This is a genomic window from Amycolatopsis sp. DG1A-15b (genome assembly GCF_030285645.1).
GTDB lineage: Bacteria > Actinomycetota > Actinomycetes > Mycobacteriales > Pseudonocardiaceae > Amycolatopsis.
Genome location: NZ_CP127296.1, coordinates 2396763 through 2417950, shown reverse-complemented (window position 1 = coordinate 2417950; position 21188 = coordinate 2396763). Strand labels below are relative to the sequence as shown.

16 protein-coding genes are annotated in these 21188 nt (G+C 70.8%); 8 read left to right on the top strand and 8 right to left on the bottom strand.

Features of this window, described 5'->3' with window-relative positions; all coding sequences use genetic code 11:
* Positions 1–82 precede the first annotated feature (82 nt).
* Positions 83–1396, top strand: a complete 1314-nt coding sequence (locus QRY02_RS11065; RefSeq protein ID WP_285991429.1) for an MFS transporter — start codon at positions 83–85, stop codon at positions 1394–1396.
* Here QRY02_RS11065 and QRY02_RS11060 read toward each other — a convergent pair.
* From QRY02_RS11060 to QRY02_RS11045, 4 genes are all read right to left on the bottom strand, one after another.
* Positions 1393–1764, bottom strand: a complete 372-nt coding sequence (locus QRY02_RS11060) for a hypothetical protein (RefSeq protein ID WP_285991428.1) — start codon at positions 1762–1764, stop codon at positions 1393–1395. The genes QRY02_RS11065 and QRY02_RS11060 overlap by 4 nt on opposite strands.
* Positions 1765–2529 (bottom strand): FHA domain-containing protein, encoded by a 765-nt coding sequence (locus tag QRY02_RS11055; protein WP_285991427.1) that lies wholly within the window; start codon positions 2527–2529, stop codon positions 1765–1767. It abuts the gene before it with no gap.
* Positions 2530–2617: 88 nt separating this feature from the next.
* Complete coding sequence (locus tag QRY02_RS11050; RefSeq protein ID WP_285991426.1) at positions 2618–4720, bottom strand: (Fe-S)-binding protein; 2103 nt, start codon at positions 4718–4720, stop codon at positions 2618–2620.
* Between the two features lie 31 nt (positions 4721–4751).
* Positions 4752–5168 (bottom strand): hypothetical protein, encoded by a 417-nt coding sequence (locus tag QRY02_RS11045; protein WP_285991425.1) that lies wholly within the window; start codon positions 5166–5168, stop codon positions 4752–4754.
* Positions 5169–5389: 221 nt separating this feature from the next.
* On the opposite strand from QRY02_RS11045, the gene QRY02_RS11040 reads away from it, so the two are divergent.
* Positions 5390–6052, top strand: coding sequence for a nitroreductase family protein (locus QRY02_RS11040; protein WP_285991424.1), 663 nt, complete (start codon positions 5390–5392; stop codon positions 6050–6052).
* A gap of 1 nt (position 6053) precedes the next feature.
* Here the strand turns inward: QRY02_RS11040 and QRY02_RS11035 are convergent, their stop codons facing one another.
* The 3 genes from QRY02_RS11035 to QRY02_RS11025 form a co-directional block, all read right to left on the bottom strand.
* Positions 6054–8156 (bottom strand): putative bifunctional diguanylate cyclase/phosphodiesterase, encoded by a 2103-nt coding sequence (locus QRY02_RS11035; protein WP_285991423.1) that lies wholly within the window; start codon positions 8154–8156, stop codon positions 6054–6056.
* Between the two features lie 81 nt (positions 8157–8237).
* A complete protein-coding gene (locus QRY02_RS11030; protein WP_285991422.1) occupies positions 8238–9335 on the bottom strand; it encodes an alpha/beta hydrolase in 1098 nt (365 codons plus the stop codon).
* 62 nt (positions 9336–9397) lie between these two features.
* Positions 9398–10729 carry a cytochrome P450 gene (locus tag QRY02_RS11025; protein WP_285991421.1) on the bottom strand — a complete coding sequence of 444 codons (1332 nt, stop codon included), beginning with the start codon at positions 10727–10729 and terminating at the stop codon, positions 9398–9400.
* 123 nt (positions 10730–10852) lie between these two features.
* Between QRY02_RS11025 and QRY02_RS11020 the strand changes: the two genes are divergently transcribed.
* Positions 10853–11674 carry an SAM-dependent methyltransferase gene (locus QRY02_RS11020; RefSeq protein ID WP_285991420.1) on the top strand — a complete coding sequence of 274 codons (822 nt, stop codon included), beginning with the start codon at positions 10853–10855 and terminating at the stop codon, positions 11672–11674.
* Positions 11675–11729: 55 nt separating this feature from the next.
* On the opposite strand, the gene QRY02_RS11015 is transcribed toward QRY02_RS11020, so the two are convergent.
* Positions 11730–14681, bottom strand: coding sequence for a glycoside hydrolase family 3 protein (locus QRY02_RS11015; RefSeq protein WP_285991419.1), 2952 nt, complete (start codon positions 14679–14681; stop codon positions 11730–11732).
* Positions 14682–15037: 356 nt separating this feature from the next.
* Here QRY02_RS11015 and QRY02_RS11010 point away from each other — a divergent pair, with 356 nt between their 5' ends.
* The 5 genes from QRY02_RS11010 (at position 15038) to QRY02_RS10990 (ending at position 21187) form a co-directional block, all read left to right on the top strand.
* Positions 15038–16063, top strand: a complete 1026-nt coding sequence (locus QRY02_RS11010; protein ID WP_285991418.1) for a LacI family DNA-binding transcriptional regulator — start codon at positions 15038–15040, stop codon at positions 16061–16063.
* 113 nt (positions 16064–16176) lie between these two features.
* Positions 16177–17418: a sugar ABC transporter substrate-binding protein gene (locus QRY02_RS11005; protein ID WP_285991417.1), complete on the top strand. Its 1242-nt coding sequence runs from the start codon at positions 16177–16179 to the stop codon at positions 17416–17418.
* Positions 17415–18353, top strand: a complete 939-nt coding sequence (locus QRY02_RS11000; protein WP_285991416.1) for a carbohydrate ABC transporter permease — start codon at positions 17415–17417, stop codon at positions 18351–18353. The genes QRY02_RS11005 and QRY02_RS11000 overlap by 4 nt, the downstream gene beginning before the upstream one ends.
* A complete protein-coding gene (locus tag QRY02_RS10995) occupies positions 18350–19165 on the top strand; it encodes a carbohydrate ABC transporter permease (RefSeq protein ID WP_285991415.1) in 816 nt (271 codons plus the stop codon). Before QRY02_RS11000 ends, QRY02_RS10995 begins: the two co-directional genes overlap by 4 nt.
* Before the next feature lie 18 nt (positions 19166–19183).
* Complete coding sequence (locus tag QRY02_RS10990; RefSeq protein WP_285991414.1) at positions 19184–21187, top strand: glycoside hydrolase family 31 protein; 2004 nt, start codon at positions 19184–19186, stop codon at positions 21185–21187.
* Position 21188: the final 1 nt, after the last annotated feature.

The following is a 21188-nucleotide window of genomic DNA, read 5'->3' as shown; positions in this document are numbered from 1 at the left end:
ACTAGACCGTACATTGCTTCCCCCGGCAGTCTTCAGCACCACAGTCTGCGCAACGAAGCACGGACGTCAGGAGATCGTGCCCGTGACCGGATCGATGCCCCGCAAGGCGGCGCTGGCCGCCTGGATCGGCAGCGCGCTCGAGTACTACGACTTCTTCATCTACGGCACCGCCGCCGCGCTCGTGTTCGGCAAGGTGTTCTTCCCCGCCTCCTCCCCCGCCACCGGCACCTTGCTGGCCCTGGCCACCTTCGGCGTCGGCTACCTCGCCCGGCCGGTCGGCGCGTTCGTCCTCGGCCACATCGGCGACCGGTTCGGCCGCAAGCGCGTCCTCGTCTTCACCCTGCTGCTCATGGGTTTCGCGACGTTCTGCGTCGGCTGCCTGCCGACGTACGCGAGCGTCGGCGTCCTCGCGCCGGTCCTGCTGGTCGTTCTCCGCCTGCTGCAAGGACTTTCCGCGGCCGGTGAGCAGGCGGGCGCGAACTCGATGTCGCTGGAACACGCCCCGGAGCACCGGCGCGCCTACTTCACCAGCTTCACCCTGAGCGGCACGCAAGCCGGGCAGATCCTGGCCACCGCGATCTTCCTGCCGGTCGCCGCGCTGCCGGCGGAGCAGCTGCTGACCTGGGGCTGGCGGGTGCCGTTCTGGGGCAGCGCGCTGGTCGTGGTAGTCGGCTTCGTGATCCGGCGCAAGCTCGACGAGACACCGGTGTTCGAACGCACCGACGTCGCGAAGCTGCCGGTCGCGGTCCTGTTCCGCCACCACTGGGCGGATGTCCTGCGGGTGGTGGCGGCGGCGACGATCGCTTCGGTGAGCACGATCTTCACCGTCTACGCGCTGAGCTACGCAGTCAACACGATCGGCCTGTCGCGCACCCCGATGCTCTGGGTCGGCGTGCTCGCGAACGTCGTCGCGCTGGCGGCGATCCCGCTGCTGGCCGGCCTCGCCGACCGCGTCGGGCGCAAACCGGTGTTCATCACCGGCTGCCTGGCCTGCGGCGTGCTGATCTTCCCGTACCTGTGGTCGATCTCGATCGGCTCGTACGCGCTGCTGTTCGTGCTCGGCATCGTGCTGTTCGGCGTGGCGTACTCCGGCGTCAACGGGGTCTGGCCGGCGCTGTACGGCGAGATGTTCAGCGCGCGGGTCCGCCTGTCCGGCATGGCGATCGGCACCCAGATCGGCTTCGCGGTGGCGGGTTTCGCCCCCAGCGTCGTGGCGGCGATCGGTTCGGGCAAGCAGGACTGGCTCGGCGTCGCGATCTTCACCGCGGCGGTGTGCGTGGTGGCGGCGCTGGCCGCGGCGACGGCCCGGGAGACCTACCGGGTGCCGACCGCCCGGCTGGGCGGCGCGGCACCCGCGGCACCGTCCACTGTGGTCGCGTCCGCTGTGGACGGTTAGAACGGAACGCCGACCGCGGCGGCGAGAGCCCGCACCGCGGTCCACAACCCGGCGCCGGCGGTCGCGAGACCGCCGGCGTCCCGGAGCAGGTCCCGGGCCCGGCGCACCTTCGCGCCCGCGCCGGTTCCGCCGTGCACGACGTCCAGGTCGACCTCGTCGAGGGCGTCGTGCACGGCGTCCTTCGTGGCCGGCGGCAGGCGCGCCGCGTCGAGCTCGCCGCGGACTGCCCGCACCAGCGAAGCGACCTGGCGCGCGTCGAACCCCCGGTGGATCTCCTGGTGTCCACCGTGGACGGTGTTGATGTCGCCGTGGACCGCGTTGTTGACCGTCCCCGCGCGAACGTCGCCGTGGAAGTGGATGCCGTCCATCTAGCGCCTCCCGTTCCGGCGCCGCTCGCGCGCCGCCTTGGCCATGACCAGCCCGATCGACGACACCACGCCGCCCAGCGCGAACAGCGCGAAGCCGACCGCGCCCAGCGGCACCCCGCCGAAGACCTCCGGGCCGAGCGGCGACGGCGGAGCGGCGAACGAATCCGCCGCCATCGCGTCCGAGCCCGCCTTGATGAACCGGATGATCCCCGACCCGAACAGCCCGAACCCGACGAGGCTCATGAGCGTCCCGAGGAACATGATCGGCCGGCCGAGCCCCTTCCCGGTCGCCATGAGGGAGAGCGCCTCGCCTTCCGGCGTGGTGAGCTCGTAGTTGTGGTGCTGGCGGTTGTCGTAGCTGTGGTTGACGTCGCGCCCGGCGTTGTTGATCGTCCCGGCCGAAACATCGCCGAAGGAGACGCCGCCGGACGGAGGACGCTGCCAGTTCCGGGTTTGCTGCGTGCCGCCCTCACCGTCGGAGTAGACCGCGGCGACCGGGCCGAACTCGAGCCGGTCACCGTTGCGGAGCGGGTGGTCCTGCCGAGGCGCCAGCCGCCGCCCGTTGACCCAGGTGCCGTTGCGCGACCCGGCGTCGGCCACCCAGGTGCCGCGCGCGTCCTGGCGGACCCAGGCGTGCCGCAGCGAAACCTGCTCGGAGCGCAGCCGCAGGTCCGCGTCCGGCCCGCGCCCCACCAGCCACGAGCCCCGGCGCACCGCCAGGCGCGCGCCGGCCCCGCCGAGCGTCTCGATCCTCGCCCCGGCCATCGGTACCCTCCCACCCACCGCACGGCTCTGCCCTTCAAGGAAGAGCCGTGCGGCGGGCGAGGGATATAGAGCGAACGGGTGAACCCGTTCAGACCGTCGGGGCCGAGGTGTCCGCGGCCTTCACCCGTTCCAGCAGCAGCTGGGCGACGTCGCGCACGTCGACGTTCTCCGCCTTCTGCTCACTCTGGCGCTGGACCAGGCCGTCCGTCAGCATCACGCGGCAGAACGGGCAGCCCGTCACGATCGTCTCCGCGTCCGTGGCGATCGCCTCGTCGACCCGCTCCAGGTTGATGCGCTTGCCGATCTGCTCCTCCATCCACATGCGGGCGCCGCCGGCGCCGCAGCAGAGGGCGCGGTCCGCGTGGCGGGGCATCTCGGCCAGCTCGGCGCCCGTCGCGCCGACCAGCTCGCGCGGTGGTGTGTAGACCTTGTTGTGGCGTCCGAGGTAGCAGGGGTCGTGGTAGGTGACCTTCGGGCCGTCCTCGACCGGCTTGACCGGGGTCAGCTGCCCGCCGCGGACCAGGCGGTTGAGCAGCTGCGTGTGGTGGACCACCTCGTAGTGGCCGTCCAGGTCCGGGTACTCGCGGCCGAGGGTGTTGAGGCAGTGCGGGCAGGTCGTGACGATCTTGCGCAGCCGCGGCTCGCGGCCCTCGAACACCGCGTTCAACGTCTCCGCCGTCTGCTGCGCCATCATCTGGAAGAGGAACTCGTTGCCCGCCCGGCGCGCCGGGTCACCGGTGCAGGATTCCTCCTTGCCCAGCACCACGTACTTGACCCCGGCGATGTGCAGGAGCTCGGCCGTCGCGCGGACGGTCTTGCGGGCCTGGTCGTCGAACGCGCCGGCGCAGCCGACCCAGTAGACGTACTCGACGTCCTCGGCCAGCTCGCCGTCGAACACCGGGACGTCGAAGCCCAGGTCCTTGGTCCAGGCGAGGCGCTCGGCGTTGTTCTGGCCCCACGGGTTGCCCTTGGTCTCCAGGTTCTTGAAGAGGCCGCCCAGCTCGGTCGGGAACGCCGACTCGATCATCACCTGGTAGCGGCGCATGTCGACGATGTGGTCGACGTGCTCGATGTCCACCGGGCACTGCTCGACGCACGCGCCGCACGTGGTGCACGACCAGAGCACGTCGGGATCGATGACGCCGCCGTCGTCCTCCGGCCCGACCAGCGGGCGCGCGCCCTCGTGCTCGGTGCCCGCGAGGATGTAGGGCGCTTCCTCGAACAGGTTGTCACGCAGGTTCATGATGACGAGCTTGGGTGACAACGGCTTCCCGGTGTTCCACGCCGGGCACTGCGACTGGCAGCGGCCGCACTCGGTGCACGTGGCGAAGTCGAGCATGCCCTTCCACGTGAAGTCGCCGATCTTGCCGCGGCCGAACGTGTCGTCCTCGCCCGGGTCCTCGAAGTCGATCGGCTTGCCCGCGGACTCCATCGGCAGCAGCGGTCCGAGCGCGTCCGGCAGGCGCTTCGCCGAGACGTTGATCGGCGCCACGAAGATGTGCAGGTGCTTGGAGTAGAGCACGATCGACAGGAACACCAGCATGACGCCGATGTGCAGGAGCAGGCCGACCGTCTCCAGCACCTCGGTCGTCGAGTGCCCGAGCGGTTCCAGGAGGTTCCCGACGCCGAGCGAGACGTACGCGCCGGAGTCGTAGGGGAAGTTGCCGGACGCCGAAGAGGCGCCGCGGAAGAAGAACATCGTCCAGACGACGTTGAAGATCATGGCGAGGATCAGCCACGCGCCGCCGGTGTGCGAGCCGTAGAACCGCGACGCGCGATCCTTGCGCTCGGGGGCGTTCCGGATCCGGATCACGGCGAAGACGCCGAGCGAAACGGCCACGGCGACGGCGATGAAGTCCTGGAGGAAGCCGAGCACCGCCCAGTGGCCGATCCACGGGATGGCGAACTTCTCGTCGAACAACGCGCCGTACGCCTCGAGGTACACCGAAGCGAGGATCACGAAGCCCCAGAACGTGAAGAAGTGCGCCAGGCCGGGCACCGACCACTTCAGCAGCTTGCGCTGGCCGAACACCTCGCGCACCTGCGCGAAGACGCGGGCGCCGAGGTCGTCCGACCGCTTGGCGTCGGGCTGGCCCGCCTTGATCAGCCGGTACAGGAAGGCCACCCGCTTGCCGGCGACGGCGAGGCCGACGACGGTCATGAGCAGGCCGAGGATGAGACGAACGAGCACGAGTCCTCCGCGTCGTGATGGAAGGACCGGCTCAGTGCGAGCCGGTGTAGTACCGGCACGCCTTGCACGCGTACCGCATCTTCGCGATCCGCCAGTGCTTCCGGTACAGGTCGAGGTCGGGCGAGCGCCGGACGCCGAGGCGCTGGTAGCGCCCGGGCCGCCGGCCGGTTTCGTACTGCTCGGTCGCGCGGCCGAGGTGGGCGCGCCGCAGCACGCACCCCCGCGTCCGGCAGCGGCCGAGTGCGGTGCGGCAGAACCGGTGCAGCAGCACGAGATCGCCGGTCACTTCTTCGACCACGCCGTAGCCGGGGTGGTCGCCCGGTCCGGCGAGCCGCACCGGCAGCCCGCAATACGCGCATTTGAGCGTGCAGGGAAGACAGCCGGTGAGGTGCCGGATCCGCAGTTCGCGCCGGTCTTCGGAGCCGGGTTCCCGAACGCGCGACGCCATCAGGCCTCCTGGAACCACTGTGATCGGCACCACTGTCTGCTACTGGAGGGTAATGAGGAGATCACTTCACGCGACAGGACCGAACAGCCTAGTTTCCCTGCACTGTTCGGGGTAATTTGCGAAGCAAGGATGACCTTACTGTCCGCGGAACGGACGCTTAACACCGCGAATCGTACGTTCGGACCTGCTGGGCGCTTCATGTTCCCCGCCACAATCCGGGCATGACCTATTCACCGGTCCCCTACCGGCCCGCCCGGCTGCCCGACGACGAAGCCGTCGCCCGGACCGCCTCGCTGCGCCAGCGGATGGAAGCCCGGCGTTCGGTGCGGATGTTCTCCCCCGACCCGGTGCCCGAACGCGCGGTGCTCGACGCGATCGCGGTCGCCTCGACCGCGCCCAGCGGGGCGCACCAGCAGCCGTGGACGTTCGTCCTCGTCACGGATCCGGCGGTGCGCCGCCGGATCCGCGAAGCCGCCGAGGCCGAGGAACGGATTTCCTACGAAGGCCGCCTCGGCGACGAATGGCTCGCCGCGCTCCGGCCGCTCGGGACCGACGCGGAGAAGCCGCACCTGACGAACGCGCCGTACCTGATCGTCGTGTTCCAGCAGCGGTTCGCCCTCGACGACGACGGCGGCGTCCGCAAGCACTACTACGTCGACGAGTCGGTCGGCATCGCGGTCGGCATGCTGCTCACGGCGTTGCAGGTCGCGGGACTCGCGGCGCTGACGCACACGCCGTCACCGATGCGGTTCCTCGGGGAGCTGCTGGGCCGCCCCCGCAACGAAAAGGCATTCGCGGTGATCCCGGTCGGCTACCCGGCCGACGACTGCGTCGTGCCGGACCTGCGGCGCAAGCCCCTCGACGAGGTGCTCGTGCGGATCTGAGTCAGCAGGCGGGCAGGTCGCCCGGCGGATCGGGGAACGCCGGGCCCGACAGCAGGTCGGCACCCCGGTCCCGCCACCACGCGGCTTCGGCCGGGGTCGCGAGGCCGGCGACCGACACCGACGCCCCGGCCGCGTGCGCCGCGTCGATCAGCGCCGACAGCGGCGCGGCCACCAGCGGGTGTTCGCGCTTGGCGGCCAGGTTCGCCGCGATCCGGACCGTGTGCGCCCGGAACTCCGTCAGGCACGAGACGTCACCGAGGCCGTGGATCTCCGCCCGGACCCCGATTTCGCCCAGCACCTTGAAGTTGTCCGCCGCGTCCCCGGTCTCCGCGGCCAGGGCCGCGGCCGGGAACCCGGGGCGCAGCCGGTCCGGCGCCAGGCCGGTGTCGCCCAGCACGCGGTGGATTTCACCGACCAGCTCCGGATCCGCCGCCTGCTGCGGCGTCAGCTCGACGACCAGCGGCACGCCGATCCCGGCCGCCGCCAGCCGCTCGGCCGCGGTGCGCAGCAGCCAGGTGCCCAGCGGCAGCGCCAGGCCGGTCTCCGCGGCCAGCCGCACACACTTCTCGTGCGGCAGCACGCCTTCGGCCGGGTGGTTCCAGCGCAACCGCGCCTCGACGCCTTCGACCGAACCGCTCGTCGCCGACACCAGCACGCGGTAGCGGGCTTCGACCTCGCCGTTCTCCCACGCGCCCGCCATCGATGCGGCCAGGCCGAAGTCGTGCCGGTCGCGCCGGTCCAGCTCGCGGTCGAACAGGCCCCACTGGTTGCCCGTCCGCTGGGCGCGCCGCAGGGTCAGGTCCGACGCCTGGAGCAGCTCCGCGGGCGTGCTGTCGCGCGGCGGGCGGTGGACGACACCGATGGCGGCCGACACCGCGACCCCGTGCTGCCCGTCGACGTACTCCGCCTCGGCGAGCTCGTGGGTGATCCGGCGGACGAGCGTCACCACGCCCGGGGTGTCCGCCGTGTTCTGCACCAGCACGCCGAATTCGTCGCCGCCGAGGCGCGCCACGAGTGCCTTCTCCGCTTCGAAGACCGTCTTCAGCTTGGCCGCGACCCCGCGCAGCACCCGGTCGCCGAGCTCCCGGCCGAGGCCGCCGTTGATCTGCGAGAAGCCGTCGAGGTCGAGGTGGAACAGCGTGACCCCGCGCGCCGGATCCGCGTCGCGCAGCAAGGTTTCCAGGCGGGTGCTGAAGAACTGCCGGTTCGGCAGCCCGGTGAGGACGTCGTGCAGGGCCTGGTGACTCAGCCGCCGCTGCAGCAGCGACACCTCGGTGTCGTCGTCGACGATCGTGAGCAGCTGCCGGGGCGTGCCGACCGCGTCCCGGATCACCGACGCGGCGAACGTCGCCCACATCGGCTCGCCGTCCTTGCCGACCAGGCGGCGGCCGGCGCGCAGCCGGTGCAGCCGGCCGGCCACCAGCTCGCGGTAGCTCTCCTGCAACTGGTCGACGTCCTCGGGGTGGACCAGGTCGAACAGCGTCATCGCGGCGATCTCCGCCGGCGTGCGGTTGAGCGTCTTGGCCAGCGCCGCGTTCGCCCGCAGCACCCGGCCGTCCAGCTCGGTGAGCGCGACACCGCTGGCCGAGCCGGCGAACACCTCCTCGAACTGTGCGCGGGTGATGACCTGCTTCTGCCGCGTCTCCTGCTCGACCTTCAGCAGTGCGCGGCTGAGGCCCTCCTGCCGCTTCTGGATGTCTTCGCGCATCATCTCGCCGTAACCGGAACTGAGGGCGCCGAGCACCAGCACGACCCGCTCGGCCAGCCCGTCGACCCCGCGCAGTTCCGGTTCGCGCAGCAGCCCCTTGCCCAGCACCTCCAGGGTCCGGCGCAGGCTGTCGGCGCCGACGCACCGCAGCTCGACGAGCCGCCCGCCCGCGCTGGCGGCCGCCTCGAGGTCCGGCGGATCGCTCGCCACCGCCGCGAACAGCCGCCCGGCCAGGCCGGTCAGCTCGCGGTCGATTTCCTCGGGCGTGTGCGGCAGGTAGGCCGTCGAGCTGATCAGGTAGCCCCATTTGCGCGCGAGTGCGCCGAGCCGTCTCGCCGCGCGATCGGCGGACGGTTTCTTCCGCGGGGCGTCGCCGCGGGGGTGGGGAGCAGTCACCTCAGGCTGTCCAAGGGTTCAGTGCACACCGTTCGGGTCAATCGATCTATCTTGGCCCGGAATTATGTGACACGCACGGATTCACTTACGTCCAATCGAGTGATAACCCTGCGGAGCGATCCCCAGGCGGTCCTGTAGCCAAGAACGGGTGGCGTTGCGGTATTCGTTCGCGTTTTCGTGCAATGCCACGGAATGACCCGCCCCCGGCAGCACATACATCGAGAGCTTCGACGGGTCGGCGTAATAGGGTGCTTCCTGCGCCCGCAGCACCGCGGCGTCGGAACAGTCGCGCAACGCGAGCACCCCGCAGAAAAGGGCGTCCTTTTCACCGACCACCTGGAAAACCGGTGCGGTGATTCCCCACGTCGCGGGCAACACGATGCCGAACAACGCGACCGTGCCCATCCCGGGGACCGAAACCTGGTCTTTCGTCGCCTCGTCGGCGGCGATCACGGCGGGGTCGGCGTCGCCCGCGGCGTAGAACAGCCCGGCCCGAGCTCCCGGCTTCGTCGTGAAGTACAGCGGGTCGCTGCCCAAGGTGCCCAGCCGGCCGTCGAGCAGCGCGGGCTGCAGGCCGAGTGCCGCGCCGAGGGCGAGCACGGGCAGCGCGGGCAAGTGGGTGATGCCGGTGAGGACCACGCCGTCGACGTCGTGGTAGGTCGACGCCTCGACGGCGACGATCCCCGACCCGACCGAGTGCCCGACAATGACCACCTTCGCGAACCGGACCCCGCCGGCCCGGCCGGCGCGCAGGTGGCCGACCACCTCGTGCATCGACTCGGCCGCGGCCCACGCCGACAGCGGCAGGCTCAGCGGCCGGCTGCTGCGCCCCGCACCGAGCTGGTCGGCGGCGAAGGTCGCGTAGCCGTGCGCGGCCATGTCCCGCTGGTAGGAATAGCGTGCCGGCTCGTAGGGCAGGTCCCAGTACGCGCTGTTGTACGTCCCCCCGTGCACGAGCAGCTGGACGGTGTCCGGAGCGGCCCCGGCGGGCAGGCACAGCCGGCCGTGCACGACCGCGGGCGCTCCCGGTACCAGTGGCGGCAGACCGGGTCCGGTGACCGGCAGATCCGTGTCACTGCAGGAGATCGCGGCGGCCTCCGCGGGCACCGCCGCGGTCAGCGAGGCGAACAGGACACCGCAGGCGAACAACGCCGACGTCAGCTTGAGCGGCCGTCTCAACCCCTACCCCGCCTTCCGTTCAGGACCCCGGAACACTACACCCGGTAGTGGAACCGGCACCGTCAGGTCCGGCGGGGCAGCACGGTCATCGGCAGCCGGTTCGGCTGCATCGTGGCCTTGATCTGCGCGTCCACCTTCTTGCCCGGCACCGGGACCAGGCGCCACCGCGCGCCGATGGTGGCGGCCACGATGCCGATCTCCGTCGGCGCGAACACGTGTCCCGGGCACAGCCGCGCACCCGCGCCGAACGGGATGTAGGCGCCCTTCGGCAGTTCCGCGGCGCGGCCGGGCGCCCAGCGGTCCGGGTCGAACCGGTCCGGGTCGGGGAACCAGCGCGGATCGCGGTGCAGGGTGTGCTGGCTGACGGCGACCTCGCTGCCCGCGGGGATCGTCACCCCGCCGAGTTCGACGTCTTCCCGCGCGCGGCGCATCAGGATCAACGGCGGGGTGCGGCGGACGATCTCGTTGACGATCTGCTGCGTGTAACCGAGATCGGGCAGATCCTCGAAGCGCGCGGGCCGGCCGTCGAGGACTTGGTCGACTTCGGCGTGGAACCGGCGTTCGACTTCCCGGTGCTGCCCCAGCTCGTGGAAGAACCAGGCCAGCGCGACGGCGGTGGTCTCGGCGCCGGTGGTCAGGATCGTGATGACCTCGTCGTGCACCTGGCGGTCGGACATGCCCTCGCCGGTCTCCTCGTCGCGGGCCAGCAGCAGCATCGAGAGCAGGTCTCCGTGGTCGGCGCCGTCTTCACGCGCTGCGACGACGGTCTCGCCGATCACCTCGCGCAGGCGCGCGGCCGCGGCGTCGAACCGCCGGTTCGGCGGGATCGGCAGCTTCTCGACGAACTTCGGGGAGAACGCCCGGATCAGCACGTACTTCAGCATGATCGGGATCGAGTGCCGGATTTCCGCCAGGGCTTCGGCACCCAGCGCGGTGGAGAACAGCGTCTGCCCGGCGATGGTCAGCACCAGGTCCTGCATCCGCCGGTCGAACTCGACGACTTCGCCGGGCCGCCACGAAGCCACCAGGTCGCCGGCCAGCTTCGTCATGGTGTTTTCGGCGTAGCCGGCGATCCGCGTGCGGCCGAAGGCGGGCATCACCAGCCGGCGCTGACGGCGGTTGAGCTCACCGTTCGAGGTGGCCAGGCCGTCGCCGAAGAGCGGGCGCATCTTGTCGAAGACCAGGCCCTTGTCGAACTTGTCGGCGTCGGTGGCCAGCACCTGCCAGGCCAGCTCCGGGGTGGTGACCACGTGCACCGGCAGCGGACCGAGCCGGATCTTGACGACATCTCCGTGCGCGGGCAGGGAAGTGAAGAACTCGAGCGGGTCGCGCAGCAGGGGCACCGTGTGCCCGAGCAGGGGCACCCGGCCGGGCACGGGACGCGGATTCGGCATGGCCTCGTCTCCTCGTGACCGGGCCACCTTAGCCGCGCCCCGGGCACCCGGAGCACGAGTCCACACGAACGGATGAGAGGACTAAGCTGCGTCCCTTCAGCGTCCGCGAGGGTGGGAGGTCCCGTGACCGGAGAACTGAGCTGGGTGCCACCGGAGATCGACACCTCGGTGCCGAACCCGGCCCGGGTGTACGACTTCTGGCTCGACGGGGACCACAACTTCGCCGCCGACCGGGCGCTCGGGGAGCAGATCCTGCAGATCATGCCCGGCATCCGCGACGCCGCCCGGCTCAACCGCGCCTTCCTGCGCCGCGCCGCGCGGTACATGGTGGCGGCCGGGGTCCGGCAGTTCCTCGACGTCGGCTCCGGCATCCCGACCGTCGGGAACCTGCACGAGATCGTCCAGCAGGCCGACCCGGCGTGCCGGGTGGTGTACGTCGACCGCGAGCCGGTCGCCGTCGCCCACAGCGAGCTGCTGCTGCAGGGCAACGACAACTGCGCGGTGCTCCAGGCCGACCTGCGCGACGTCAACGACATCTTCGACGCCGAGCCGGCCCGCCGGCTGCTCGACCCCGGGCAGCCGACCGGCGTGTTCATGTTGCTGCTGCTGCACTTCGTGCCCGACTCCTGGGACCCGGCCGGCATCCTGGCCCGCTACCGCGACCGCCTCGCGCCGGGCAGTTTCCTGGCCCTCACCCACGTGGCGGCGGACTCCGGGTCGGCGGGCCTCGACGAAGCGATCGAGGTGTACACGAGCAAGCAGAACCAGCAGAACCGCCCGTTCCCGCGCACGCACGACCAGGTGCTCCGGTTCTTCGAGGGCTTCGACCTGGTCGAACCGGGCCTGGTCGGCTGCGCGATGTGGAACCCCGAGGGCGTCGGCGACATGTCCGACAGCCCGGCGGTCAACTCCCTCCCGTACGCCGGCGTGGGCCGGAAACCGTAGGTCTCCGCGCTTCCGGCGCACCGGCCGCCCGGCCGGGGCCGGGCGGCCGTGCGGATCACCGCAGCGAGAACGTCGCCAGGTTCACCGGCCCGTCGAACGTCAGGTACACGTCGTGCCGGCCGCTCGCCTTCGCCAGTGCCGCGGTCGCCGTCGCGTACGCGTACCGGTCGCCGGTCGAGGGAACCGGGACCGTGCCCAGCACGCGGCCGGACGGCGAGTCGAGGCGGACCGTGATCTTCGTCGTGCCGGCCTCCGCCTTGGACGCCGACGCCGTGAACTTCTGCGGGCCGCCCAGTGCGACGTCCTTGAACGCCAGCCAGCTGCCGGCGGTCGCCGCGACGGACGTGCCCGCCACCTTCGCCGTGTCCGTCAGCGTCGTCCCCTGGTAGGCGTCGAAGTTCTCCGCCTGCGTCGTGTGGGTCAGGTCCCGGGCCGGGATCCGCTCCCCCGCGACGTAGACCGGCCGCGAGCCGGCCACGTCGGTGGCGTTGCGGCCGACCGAGAAGTCGTAGACCCCGCTCTCCACCACGGACTTCCCGCGCGTGACGTCCCAGAAGGCCAGGTCCGCCACCGGCACGTCGAACCGCACCGTGCGGGTCTCCTTCGGCGCCAGGGTGAGCTTCGAGAAGTCACGCAGCTGCTTCACCGGCTGCTGGACGCGGGACTGCCGCGCGCTCGAGTAGAGCTGGACGACGTCGGACCCGGTGCGGGCGCCGGTGTTCGTCACGTCGACGCTCACCTGGACCTTCCCGCCGGACTGGGACACGCGCACGCCGTCGTAGCGGAAACTGGTGTAGCTGAGCCCGTAGCCGAACGGGAACAGCGGCTTCCCGCGGTAGTACTGGTACGTCATCCCGGTCTTCGCGATGTCGTAGTCGAGGATGCCCGGCAGCCCCGCGTCGGAGGCGTACCAGGTCTGGGTGAGCCGCCCGCTCGGGTCCTTGTCGCCGAAGAGCACGTCGGCGACGGCGTGCCCGGTTTCCTGCCCGGCGTGGCTGGTCCACAGGATGCCGGGCACCGACAGCGTGTCCCAGCCGGTCGTCGGGTAGCTGTTCTCCACCACGACGACGGTGTGCGGGTTCGCCTTCTGCACCGCCTCGATCAGCGCGCGCTGCGCCGGGGCGAGCTCGGTGCTCGTGCGGTCGTTCGCCTCGCGGCCGTTGATGAACGGCATGCTGCCGACCACGACGACGGCGGTGTCCGCGTCCTTGGCCGCGGCGACCGCGCTGCCGACACCGCTGGTCAGCACGTCCCGGCCGAACTTCGTCGCGTGCGCGGCGTCCGGGGAGGAGATCGTCAAGACGCCGTCCGCGCCGACGACGGCGAACTTGTTCGGGCCGAACCACGGCTCGTTCACCTCGTTGCCGGCGTACTCGAGCACGTAGCTGCCGTCCGGCTGCGCGTCCAGCTTCAGCTGCTGCTGCACGAACCAGCCCGCCGGCTGGTCGACGTCGTTGACCAGCGCGCCGCCGGAGTAGCTGAGGAACTTGCCGTTCGCGGCCGCCCGCAGCGTGTTCTTGCCCGCCCCCCAGTCGTAGACGTCGAAGGATTCGGCGGTGCCCGCGACGGTCCCGCCCGCGGTCACCTTGCCGGTGGTGGCGGGCGCCGTGAGGTACTTGCCGGTCGAGAGGTCCTTCAGCGCGATCCGGTCCACGCCTTCGGACGAAGCGACCGTGCCCGCCGAGCCGAGCCGCTCCTTGATGCCCTGCACCGGGGTGACCTTGTACTGCATCGCGCCGGCGTACCAGTCTTCGTACAGCGTGTTCGAGAGCGGGCCGACGACCGCGATCTTCTTGTTCTTCGCCGGGTTCAGCGGCAGCGCGCCGCCGTTGTTGCGCAGCAGCACGATCTGCTCGTCGGCGGTCTTGCGCGCCAGCGCCTGGTGCTCCGGCGAGTTGATGACGGCCGGGGTGATCTTCGCGTAGGGGTTGCGTCCCGGCGGGTCGAACTCGCCGAGCCGGAACCGCAGCGAAAGCAGGTGGCGGTCGGCGTTTTCGACGTCGGCCATGGTCAGCAGGCCCTTGCTCAGGGCCTCCTTGACCGCGGCGGTGGTGATCGAGCCGTCGGTGTCGTTGTCGGTGAAGCTGTCGAGCCCCGCCTTGATCGCCGCCGCGTCCCCTTCGGCCTTGGTGGCGTAGTACTTCTCCGAGTTGACCAGGTTGGACGGCGCGCCGGCGTCGCTGACGACGGCGATGTCCTGCGGCGCCCACTTCCGCAGCGCGCCGTCGAGGTCCGGGCTCACGTGGTTGGGGCGGCCGTTGACCAGGTTGTACGACGGCATGACGGCGTTGGCCGCGCCCGCCTGCAGCGGGATCTTGAACGCCTGCTCGTCGTAGTCGTGCAGGATCTTCGGCGGCACCGAGGAGTTGCTGGTGTCGCGGTTGACCTCGTTGTTGTAGGCGAGGAAGTGCTTCAGCGTCGGGGCGGCCTGCAGGTACCGCGGGTCGTCACCCTGCATGCCACGGCCGTAGGCGGTCGCGAGCTCGCCGGTGAGATGCGGGTCCTCGGAGTAGCCCTCCTCGTTGCGGCCCCACCGCGGGTCGCGCAGCAGGTTCACCACCGGGGCCCACAGGTTGAGGCCCCACAGCGTCGGGTTGCGGACGTTGAAGCCGCGGGCCTCCTGCCCGACGGCCGCGCCCACCTGCTTCACCAGCGCCGGGTTCCAGGTGGTTGCCAGGCCGATGGCCTGCGGGAACACGGTGCCGTCGGCCTTGACGACGGCACCTTTGTTGTCGTAGTCGGTCGACCAGGCGACGCCGTGCAGGGCTTCGGTGCCGGTCTTGAAGACCCCGATGCCGAGGCGCGGGATGGCCGGCTCGTACTGGTGCAGCAGCGAGATCTTCTCGTCCGCCGTCAACCGGGACAGCAGGTCGTCGATCCGCGTCGCCAGGGGCAGTGACGGATCGCGGAAGGGTGGTGGCGGTGCCGCGAGCGCCGGCGACGAAGCCAGCAGCAGGGTCGCGGCCACCGCCGGGAACAGGGCACGGCGGATGAGGGACAAGCGCACGGACGGCCTCCGAATCGTCGAATCGTTTCGACGGCGTGGCGCGGAACATTCGCGTCGAACGGCGGGGAACCCGACGACTATTACAGCCGTGTGAGCGCGCGGTCAAGAGTCGCTGGGAACGCTCCCAGACCCTTCGACGGGATGCCGTCGCGGCCGCGCTGAGCTGCAAAAAGAACGTTCAACAGGGACTTTCGATAATTTCGACGAAGACGTCTGTTGTCGAATAACCGTCGAATACCGGCAAACGGCGAATGATGCTTGTGTTTCGGGCGGGTGTCACTTACCTTCGTGCCATCGTCGATGCGCTTCGACACCGAACTCCCGTCCATCCCCTCCCCGTCCCCAGGAGGCCGCCCGTGGTCACGATCAACGACGTCGCCAACGCGGCCGGGGTCGCTCCCAGCACGGTGTCGTACGTGATCAGCGGCAAACGCTCAATTTCGCCGAAGACCCGGCGGCTGGTCGAGGACAGCATCCGCAAGCTCGGCTACCACCCGCACGCCGGGGCGCGGGCGCTGGCCAGCAGCAAGACCAACGTGCTCGCGCTGGTCGTGCCGCTGCGCACGGACCTCAACGTCGCCGTCGTGATGGAGTTCGTCGCCTCGGCGGTCACCGCGGCCCGCGCGCACGACCACGACCTGCTGCTGCTCACCAAGGACGAGGGACCCGCCGCGCTGCAGCGGGTGGCGTCCTCGGCGATCGCCGACGCCCTGATGGTGATGGACGTCGAAACCGCCGACCCGCGGGTGCCGATGCTGCTGGCCCTCGACCTGCCGGTGGTGCTCATCGGCGTGCCCGACCACCCGGCCGGGCTGAGCTGCGTCGACCTCGACTTCACCGCGGCGGCCTCGGCCTGCGTCGCGCACCTGGCCGAGCTCGGCCACCGCTCGATCGCGCTGATCGGCCCGTCCCCGGCCGTCTACCGCCGCGGCACGAGTTACGCGACGCGGTTCCTCCGTGGCTTCGACGAAGCCACGAAGAGCCGTGACCTGCGTGCGGCCTCGCACGCGTGCGCCCACTCCTACGAGGCGGTGAGCGCCTGCCTCGACGAGCTGCTCGCCGCCGAGCCCGGCCTGACCGGCCTGGTCGTGCACAACGAGGCCGTGCTGCCCGGGCTGCTGTCGGACCTGCGCCACCGCGGCCTGCGGGTGCCCGAGGACATCTCGGTCATCGCCGTGTGCCCGGACAGCATGGCCGAGCAGCACGTCGTCTCGCTGACCAACGTGGCCATCCCGGCCGAAGAGGTCGGCACCCAGGCCGTCGAAATGACCATGCGCCGGCTCGCCGGCCACACCACCCCGGAGGTCCGGCTGCTCGGACCCCGCCTGACCCGGCGCGAAAGCACCGCGTCGCCGCGCCCTTGCCCATCCGGCCAAAAGTAGGCCGCCCCCGTGGACACGTAACCGTTGCTACCAAGTCGTTCGGCCGTGGCTGTGGCCGGATTGGCAAGGATCAACACAGACCGGTTCTGCTCCGCCGCCGAAGGAGAATCACCATGCCCGTAGTCCGTCGCGCCCTCGTCCTCACCGCGAGCGCCACGAGTGCCGCGCTGCTGGCCGCCTGCAGTCCCAGCCCGGCCCCGTCCGCACCCGGCGGCGCCGATGCCCCGGCCGCCACGTCGATCACCGAACTCGACTACTACGCCGACGAGCAGGGGTCCGCCGCCTGGCAGAAGATCCTCGACACCTGCGCCACGCAGACCGGGATCAAGATCGAGCGCCAGAAGGTGCCGACGGCCCAGATGCTGCCGAAGGTCCTGCAGGGCGCCAGCTCGAAGACGCTGCCGAACCTGCTCTTCACCGACAACCCGACGCTGCAGCAGGTCGCCGCCACCGGCGCGCTGACCCCGCTGACCGACTACGGGATCACCACCGACGGCTACTACCCGGGCATCGCCAAGGCCGGCACCTACCAGGACAAGCTGTACGGCGTCGCCCCGGGCGTCAACGGCCTCGCGCTGATCTACAACAAGGACCTCCTGCAGGCCGCGGGCGTCGAGCCGCCGAAGACGTGGGACGAGCTGAAGACCGCCGCGGCGAAGCTGACCAAGGACGGCAAGTACGGCCTCTCCTTCTCCGCCATCTCGTCGGAAGAGGGCACCTGGCAGTTCCTGCCGTTCTTCTGGAGCAACGGCGCCGAACTGTCGCAATTGGACTCGCCGCAGGCGACGCAGGCGCTGCAGTACGTCACCGACCTGGTGAACTCGGGTTCGGCGTCGAAGTCCGTGGTGACCTGGAGCCAGAACGACGTCGCCGACCAGTTCGTCAGCGGCAACACGGCGATGATGATCAACGGGTCGTGGAACATCGCGCGGCTCGACGAGCAGAAGTCGCTGCACTACGGCGTCGTCCCGATCCCGGTGCCGCAGGCCGGCGGCAAGCCTGTGGTCGCGCTCGGTGGTGAGGTCGGCGCCGTGCCGGTGACCAGCGGGCCCGCCCAGCAGGCGGCCGGCAAGGTGCTCTCCTGCATCCTCTCCGAGCCGACGATGCTCGAGTGGAGCAAGGCGCACGCCTACATCCCGTCGAAGACGGCGGTGGCCCAGAAGTTCGGCACCGAGCAGCCGTCGATGCAGGCGTTCGTCGACGAGGTCGGCACGGCCCGCTCCCGCACCGCCGAACTCGGCGAGAAGTACCCGAAGGTCTCGCAGGCGCTGGCCGACGCGCTCCAGGCGGCGCTGACCGGGAAGACCCCGGTCGACCAGGCCCTCAAGGCCGCCCAGCAGGCGAGCGGCTCGTGACGGTCGCCACCGCCCCGAGGGTCTCGGCCTCACCCCGCGCGAGCCGGAGGTCCCGCCGGGACAGCCGGTTCGCCGCGTGGGCGTTCCTGCTGCCCGCGGTGGCCTACGTCGTCGTGTTCTTCGGCTATCCCCTGGCCGCGAACCTGGTGATGAGCACGCAGAACTACACGGTGAAGTCGTTCTACACCGGCGAAGCACCCTTCGTCGGCATCGAGAACTACTCCGCCGTGCTGAGCAATCCGCTGTTCTCGACCGCGGCGCTCAACACGGTGCTGTTCACCGCCGGGTCGATCGTCTTCCAGTTCGGCATCGGCTTGGCGCTCGCGGTGTTCTTCAACGGCCGGTTCCTCGGCAGCGCGCTGCTGCGGTCGCTGCTCCTGCTGCCGTGGCTGCTGCCGCTGGTGGTCAGCGGCGCGGTCTGGCGGTGGATGTTCGACCAGGACCACGGCGTGCTCAACGCGGGCCTGCGGTTCCTGGGGTTCGACGCGGTGCCGTGGCTGAGCAGCACGAGCTGGGCGCTGCCGGCGGTGATCATCACCAACATCTGGATCGGCATCCCGTTCAACCTGGTGATCCTGCACGGCGGGCTGCGCGCGATCCCGGCGTCGCTCTACGAGGCCGCGGCCCTGGACGGCGCCGGTGCGTGGCAGCGGTTCCGGCACGTCACCTGGCCGCTGCTGCGGCCGGTCACCGGGATCGTGCTCATGCTCGGACTGGTCTACACGATCAAGGTGTTCGACGTGATCATGGTCGTCACCGGCGGCGGACCGGCCGGTTCGACCCAGACGCTCACCACGTGGTCCTACCGGCTGTCCTTCCAGGACTTCGCGTTCGGGCAGGGCGCCGCGGTCGGCAACGTCCTCATCGTGGTGGCGACGGTCTTCGGGCTGCTGTACCTGCGTTCGGCGAGGGCGACCCTGGCGGAGGCGGCATGAAGACGGCGAACTGGCCGCGGACGGTGGCCGGCGTGCTGATCGTGGCGGTGCTGCTGTTCCCGCTGTACTGGATGGTCAACGCGTCGCTGCAGCCCAGCGGCGCGCTGCTGCGCCCGGACCCCGCGTTCTTCCCCGTCGGCGGCACGCTGGACGGCTACCGCAAGGCCCTCTCGACGCAGGGACCGAACCTGCTCTCCAGCGTCGTCGTCGCGCTCGGCACGGTGCTCGTCTCGCTGCTGGTGGCGGCGCCCGCGTCGTACGCGCTGGCCCAGCTGAAGGTGCGCGGCGGCCCGGCGCTGGTGTTCGTGCTGCTCATCGTGCAGATGATCCCGGGCATCGTGATGGCCAACGCGCTCTACACCGTGTTCAGCAACCTCGGCCTGATCGACAACTACCTCGGGCTCGTGCTCGCCGACTCCACCGCGACCATCCCGTTCGCCATCCTGCTGCTGCGGGCTTTCATGATCTCCGTGCCGAAGGAGCTGACCGAAGCGTCCCGGGTGGACGGTGCCGGGTACTGGCGCACCTTCGGCTCGATCATCCTGCCGGTCAGCCGCAACGCGCTGGTCACCGCCGGGCTGTTCTCGTTCCTGTTCGCCTGGGCGGACTTCCTGTTCGCCGTCACCCTGACCACCGGGCAGTCGTTCGAACCCATCACCGTGGGCATCTACCGGTTCGTCGGCAACCAGTCCGCCGACTGGAACGGGATCATGGCCACCGCCGTCCTCGCCGCGATCCCCGCGGCCGTCCTGCTCGTCGTCGCCCAGCGCTACGTCGTCGCCGGGCTGACCAGCGGCGCCGTCAAAGACTAGTTTTCCCAAGGAGACCTCGTGATCGCCACGACCGAAGACGGCCGCTCGCTCGAAGTCAGCGTGCGGCACGAGGTGCTGCGCATCGAGCCGTGGGGCGCCGACAGCCTGCGCGTGCGCGCCGGCCGGCACCGCATCCTCGACGACGTCCCGGGTGCGCTGCTGCCCGCGAAGCCGTCGGCCGCCACCGCGGAGACCGACGGGCGGCACGGCCGGGTGGTCAACGGCGCGCTCACCGCGATCGTCGAGATCGCCGACACCGACACCGGCATCGACGCGCAGCTGCGGTTCGTCCGCACGGACACCGGCGAGGAGCTGCTCGCCGAGCAGCGCGCGCACTTCTGGTGGCCCGGCGCGCGGCTGTTCATGCCCTCGCGCAACGGCTACGGCCGGCTGGAACAGCGCTTCAGCGCCTACGACGACGAGCGGATCTACGGGCTCGGGCAGCACACGCACGGCCGGCTCGACCAGAAGGGCCTCGTGCTCGACCTGGTGCAGCGCAACGCCGAGGTGTCGGTGCCGTTCCTGCTCTCCAGCCGCGGCTACGGGTTCCTGTGGAACAGCCCGGCCGTCGGCCGGGTCGAACTGGCCGCCAACGGCACCCGCTGGGTCGCCGACGACGCGCGTCAGCTCGACTACTGGGTCACCACCGGCGACGGTCCGCGCCAGATCCTCGGCCACTACGCCGACGCGACCGGCCACGCGCCGATGCTGCCGGAGTGGGCGGCCGGGTTCTGGCAGTCGAAGCTGCGCTACCGCACGCAGGAAGAGCTGCTTTCCGTCGCGCGGGAGTACCACGAACGCGGGCTGCCGCTGTCGGTGATCGTGGCGGACTTCTTCCACTGGACGCACCTCGGCGACTGGAAGTTCGACCCGGCCGAGTGGCCCGACCCGGCCGGGCTGGTGCGCGAGCTCGCCGAACTCGGCGTCAAGCTGATGGTCTCGGTGTGGCCGTCGGTGAACCCGCTCTCGGAGAACTACCGCGAGCTGCACGAACAGGGTCTGCTGGTGGCCGCCGAGAGCGGCGTCCCGGCGCACGCGCCGTGGAAGGACAAGGGGTTCGGCGTCGAGATGCCGGTGGCGTTCTACGACGCGACCAACCCCGAGGCGCGGCGGTTCGTCTGGAGCAAGGTCAAGGAGAACTACTACGACCTGGGCGTGCGGGCGTGGTGGCTGGACGGCGACGAGCCGGAGATCCAGCCCGGCCACCCGCACAACCTCGGCTTCCACGCCGGCCCGGGTGCCGAGGTGTTCAACCTCTACCCGCAGGTCAACGCGCAGACGTTCCACGACGGCATCCGCGCCGAGGGCGACGACGAAGTGGTGCTGCTGTCCCGCTCGGCGTGGGCGGGCAGCCAGCGCTTCGGGGCGGCGCTCTGGTCGGGTGACGTCGGGGCGACGTGGGCGTCGCTGCGCGCGCAGGTCCGGGCCGGGCTGAACGTGGCACTGGCCGGAATCCCCTGGTGGACGACGGACATCGGCGGCTTCCACGGCGGCGACCCGGAGTCGCCGGAGTACCGGGAGCTGATGGTCCGCTGGTTCTCCTACGGGGTGTTCTGCCCGCTGTTCCGCCTGCACGGCTTCCGCGACCCGCGCCCGGCGTTCGGGCCGGAGATGACCGGCGGCCCGAACGAGGTCTGGTCGTTCGGCGAGCCGGCGTACGCGGCGATCACCGAGTCACTGCGGCTGCGGGAGCGGCTGCGGCCGTACCTGATGGAGCAGATGCGGGTGGCCCACGAGCAGGGCGTCCCCCCGATGCGGCCGGTGTTCGTCGACTTCCCGGCCGACCCGGCCGCCTGGGACGTGGACGACCAGTTCCTGCTCGGGCCGGACGTGCTGGTGGCACCGGTGCTCGAACCCGGGGTCACCGCGCGGACGGTGTACCTGCCGGCGGGGGCGACGTGGACGGACGCGGTGACCGGCGCCCGGTACGAAGGCGGCGACCGGATCGAGGCGGCGGCGCCGCCGGAGCGGATCCCGGTGTTCCTCCGCGACGGGGCTGACCTGCCGATCCGCGCGGAGTAGC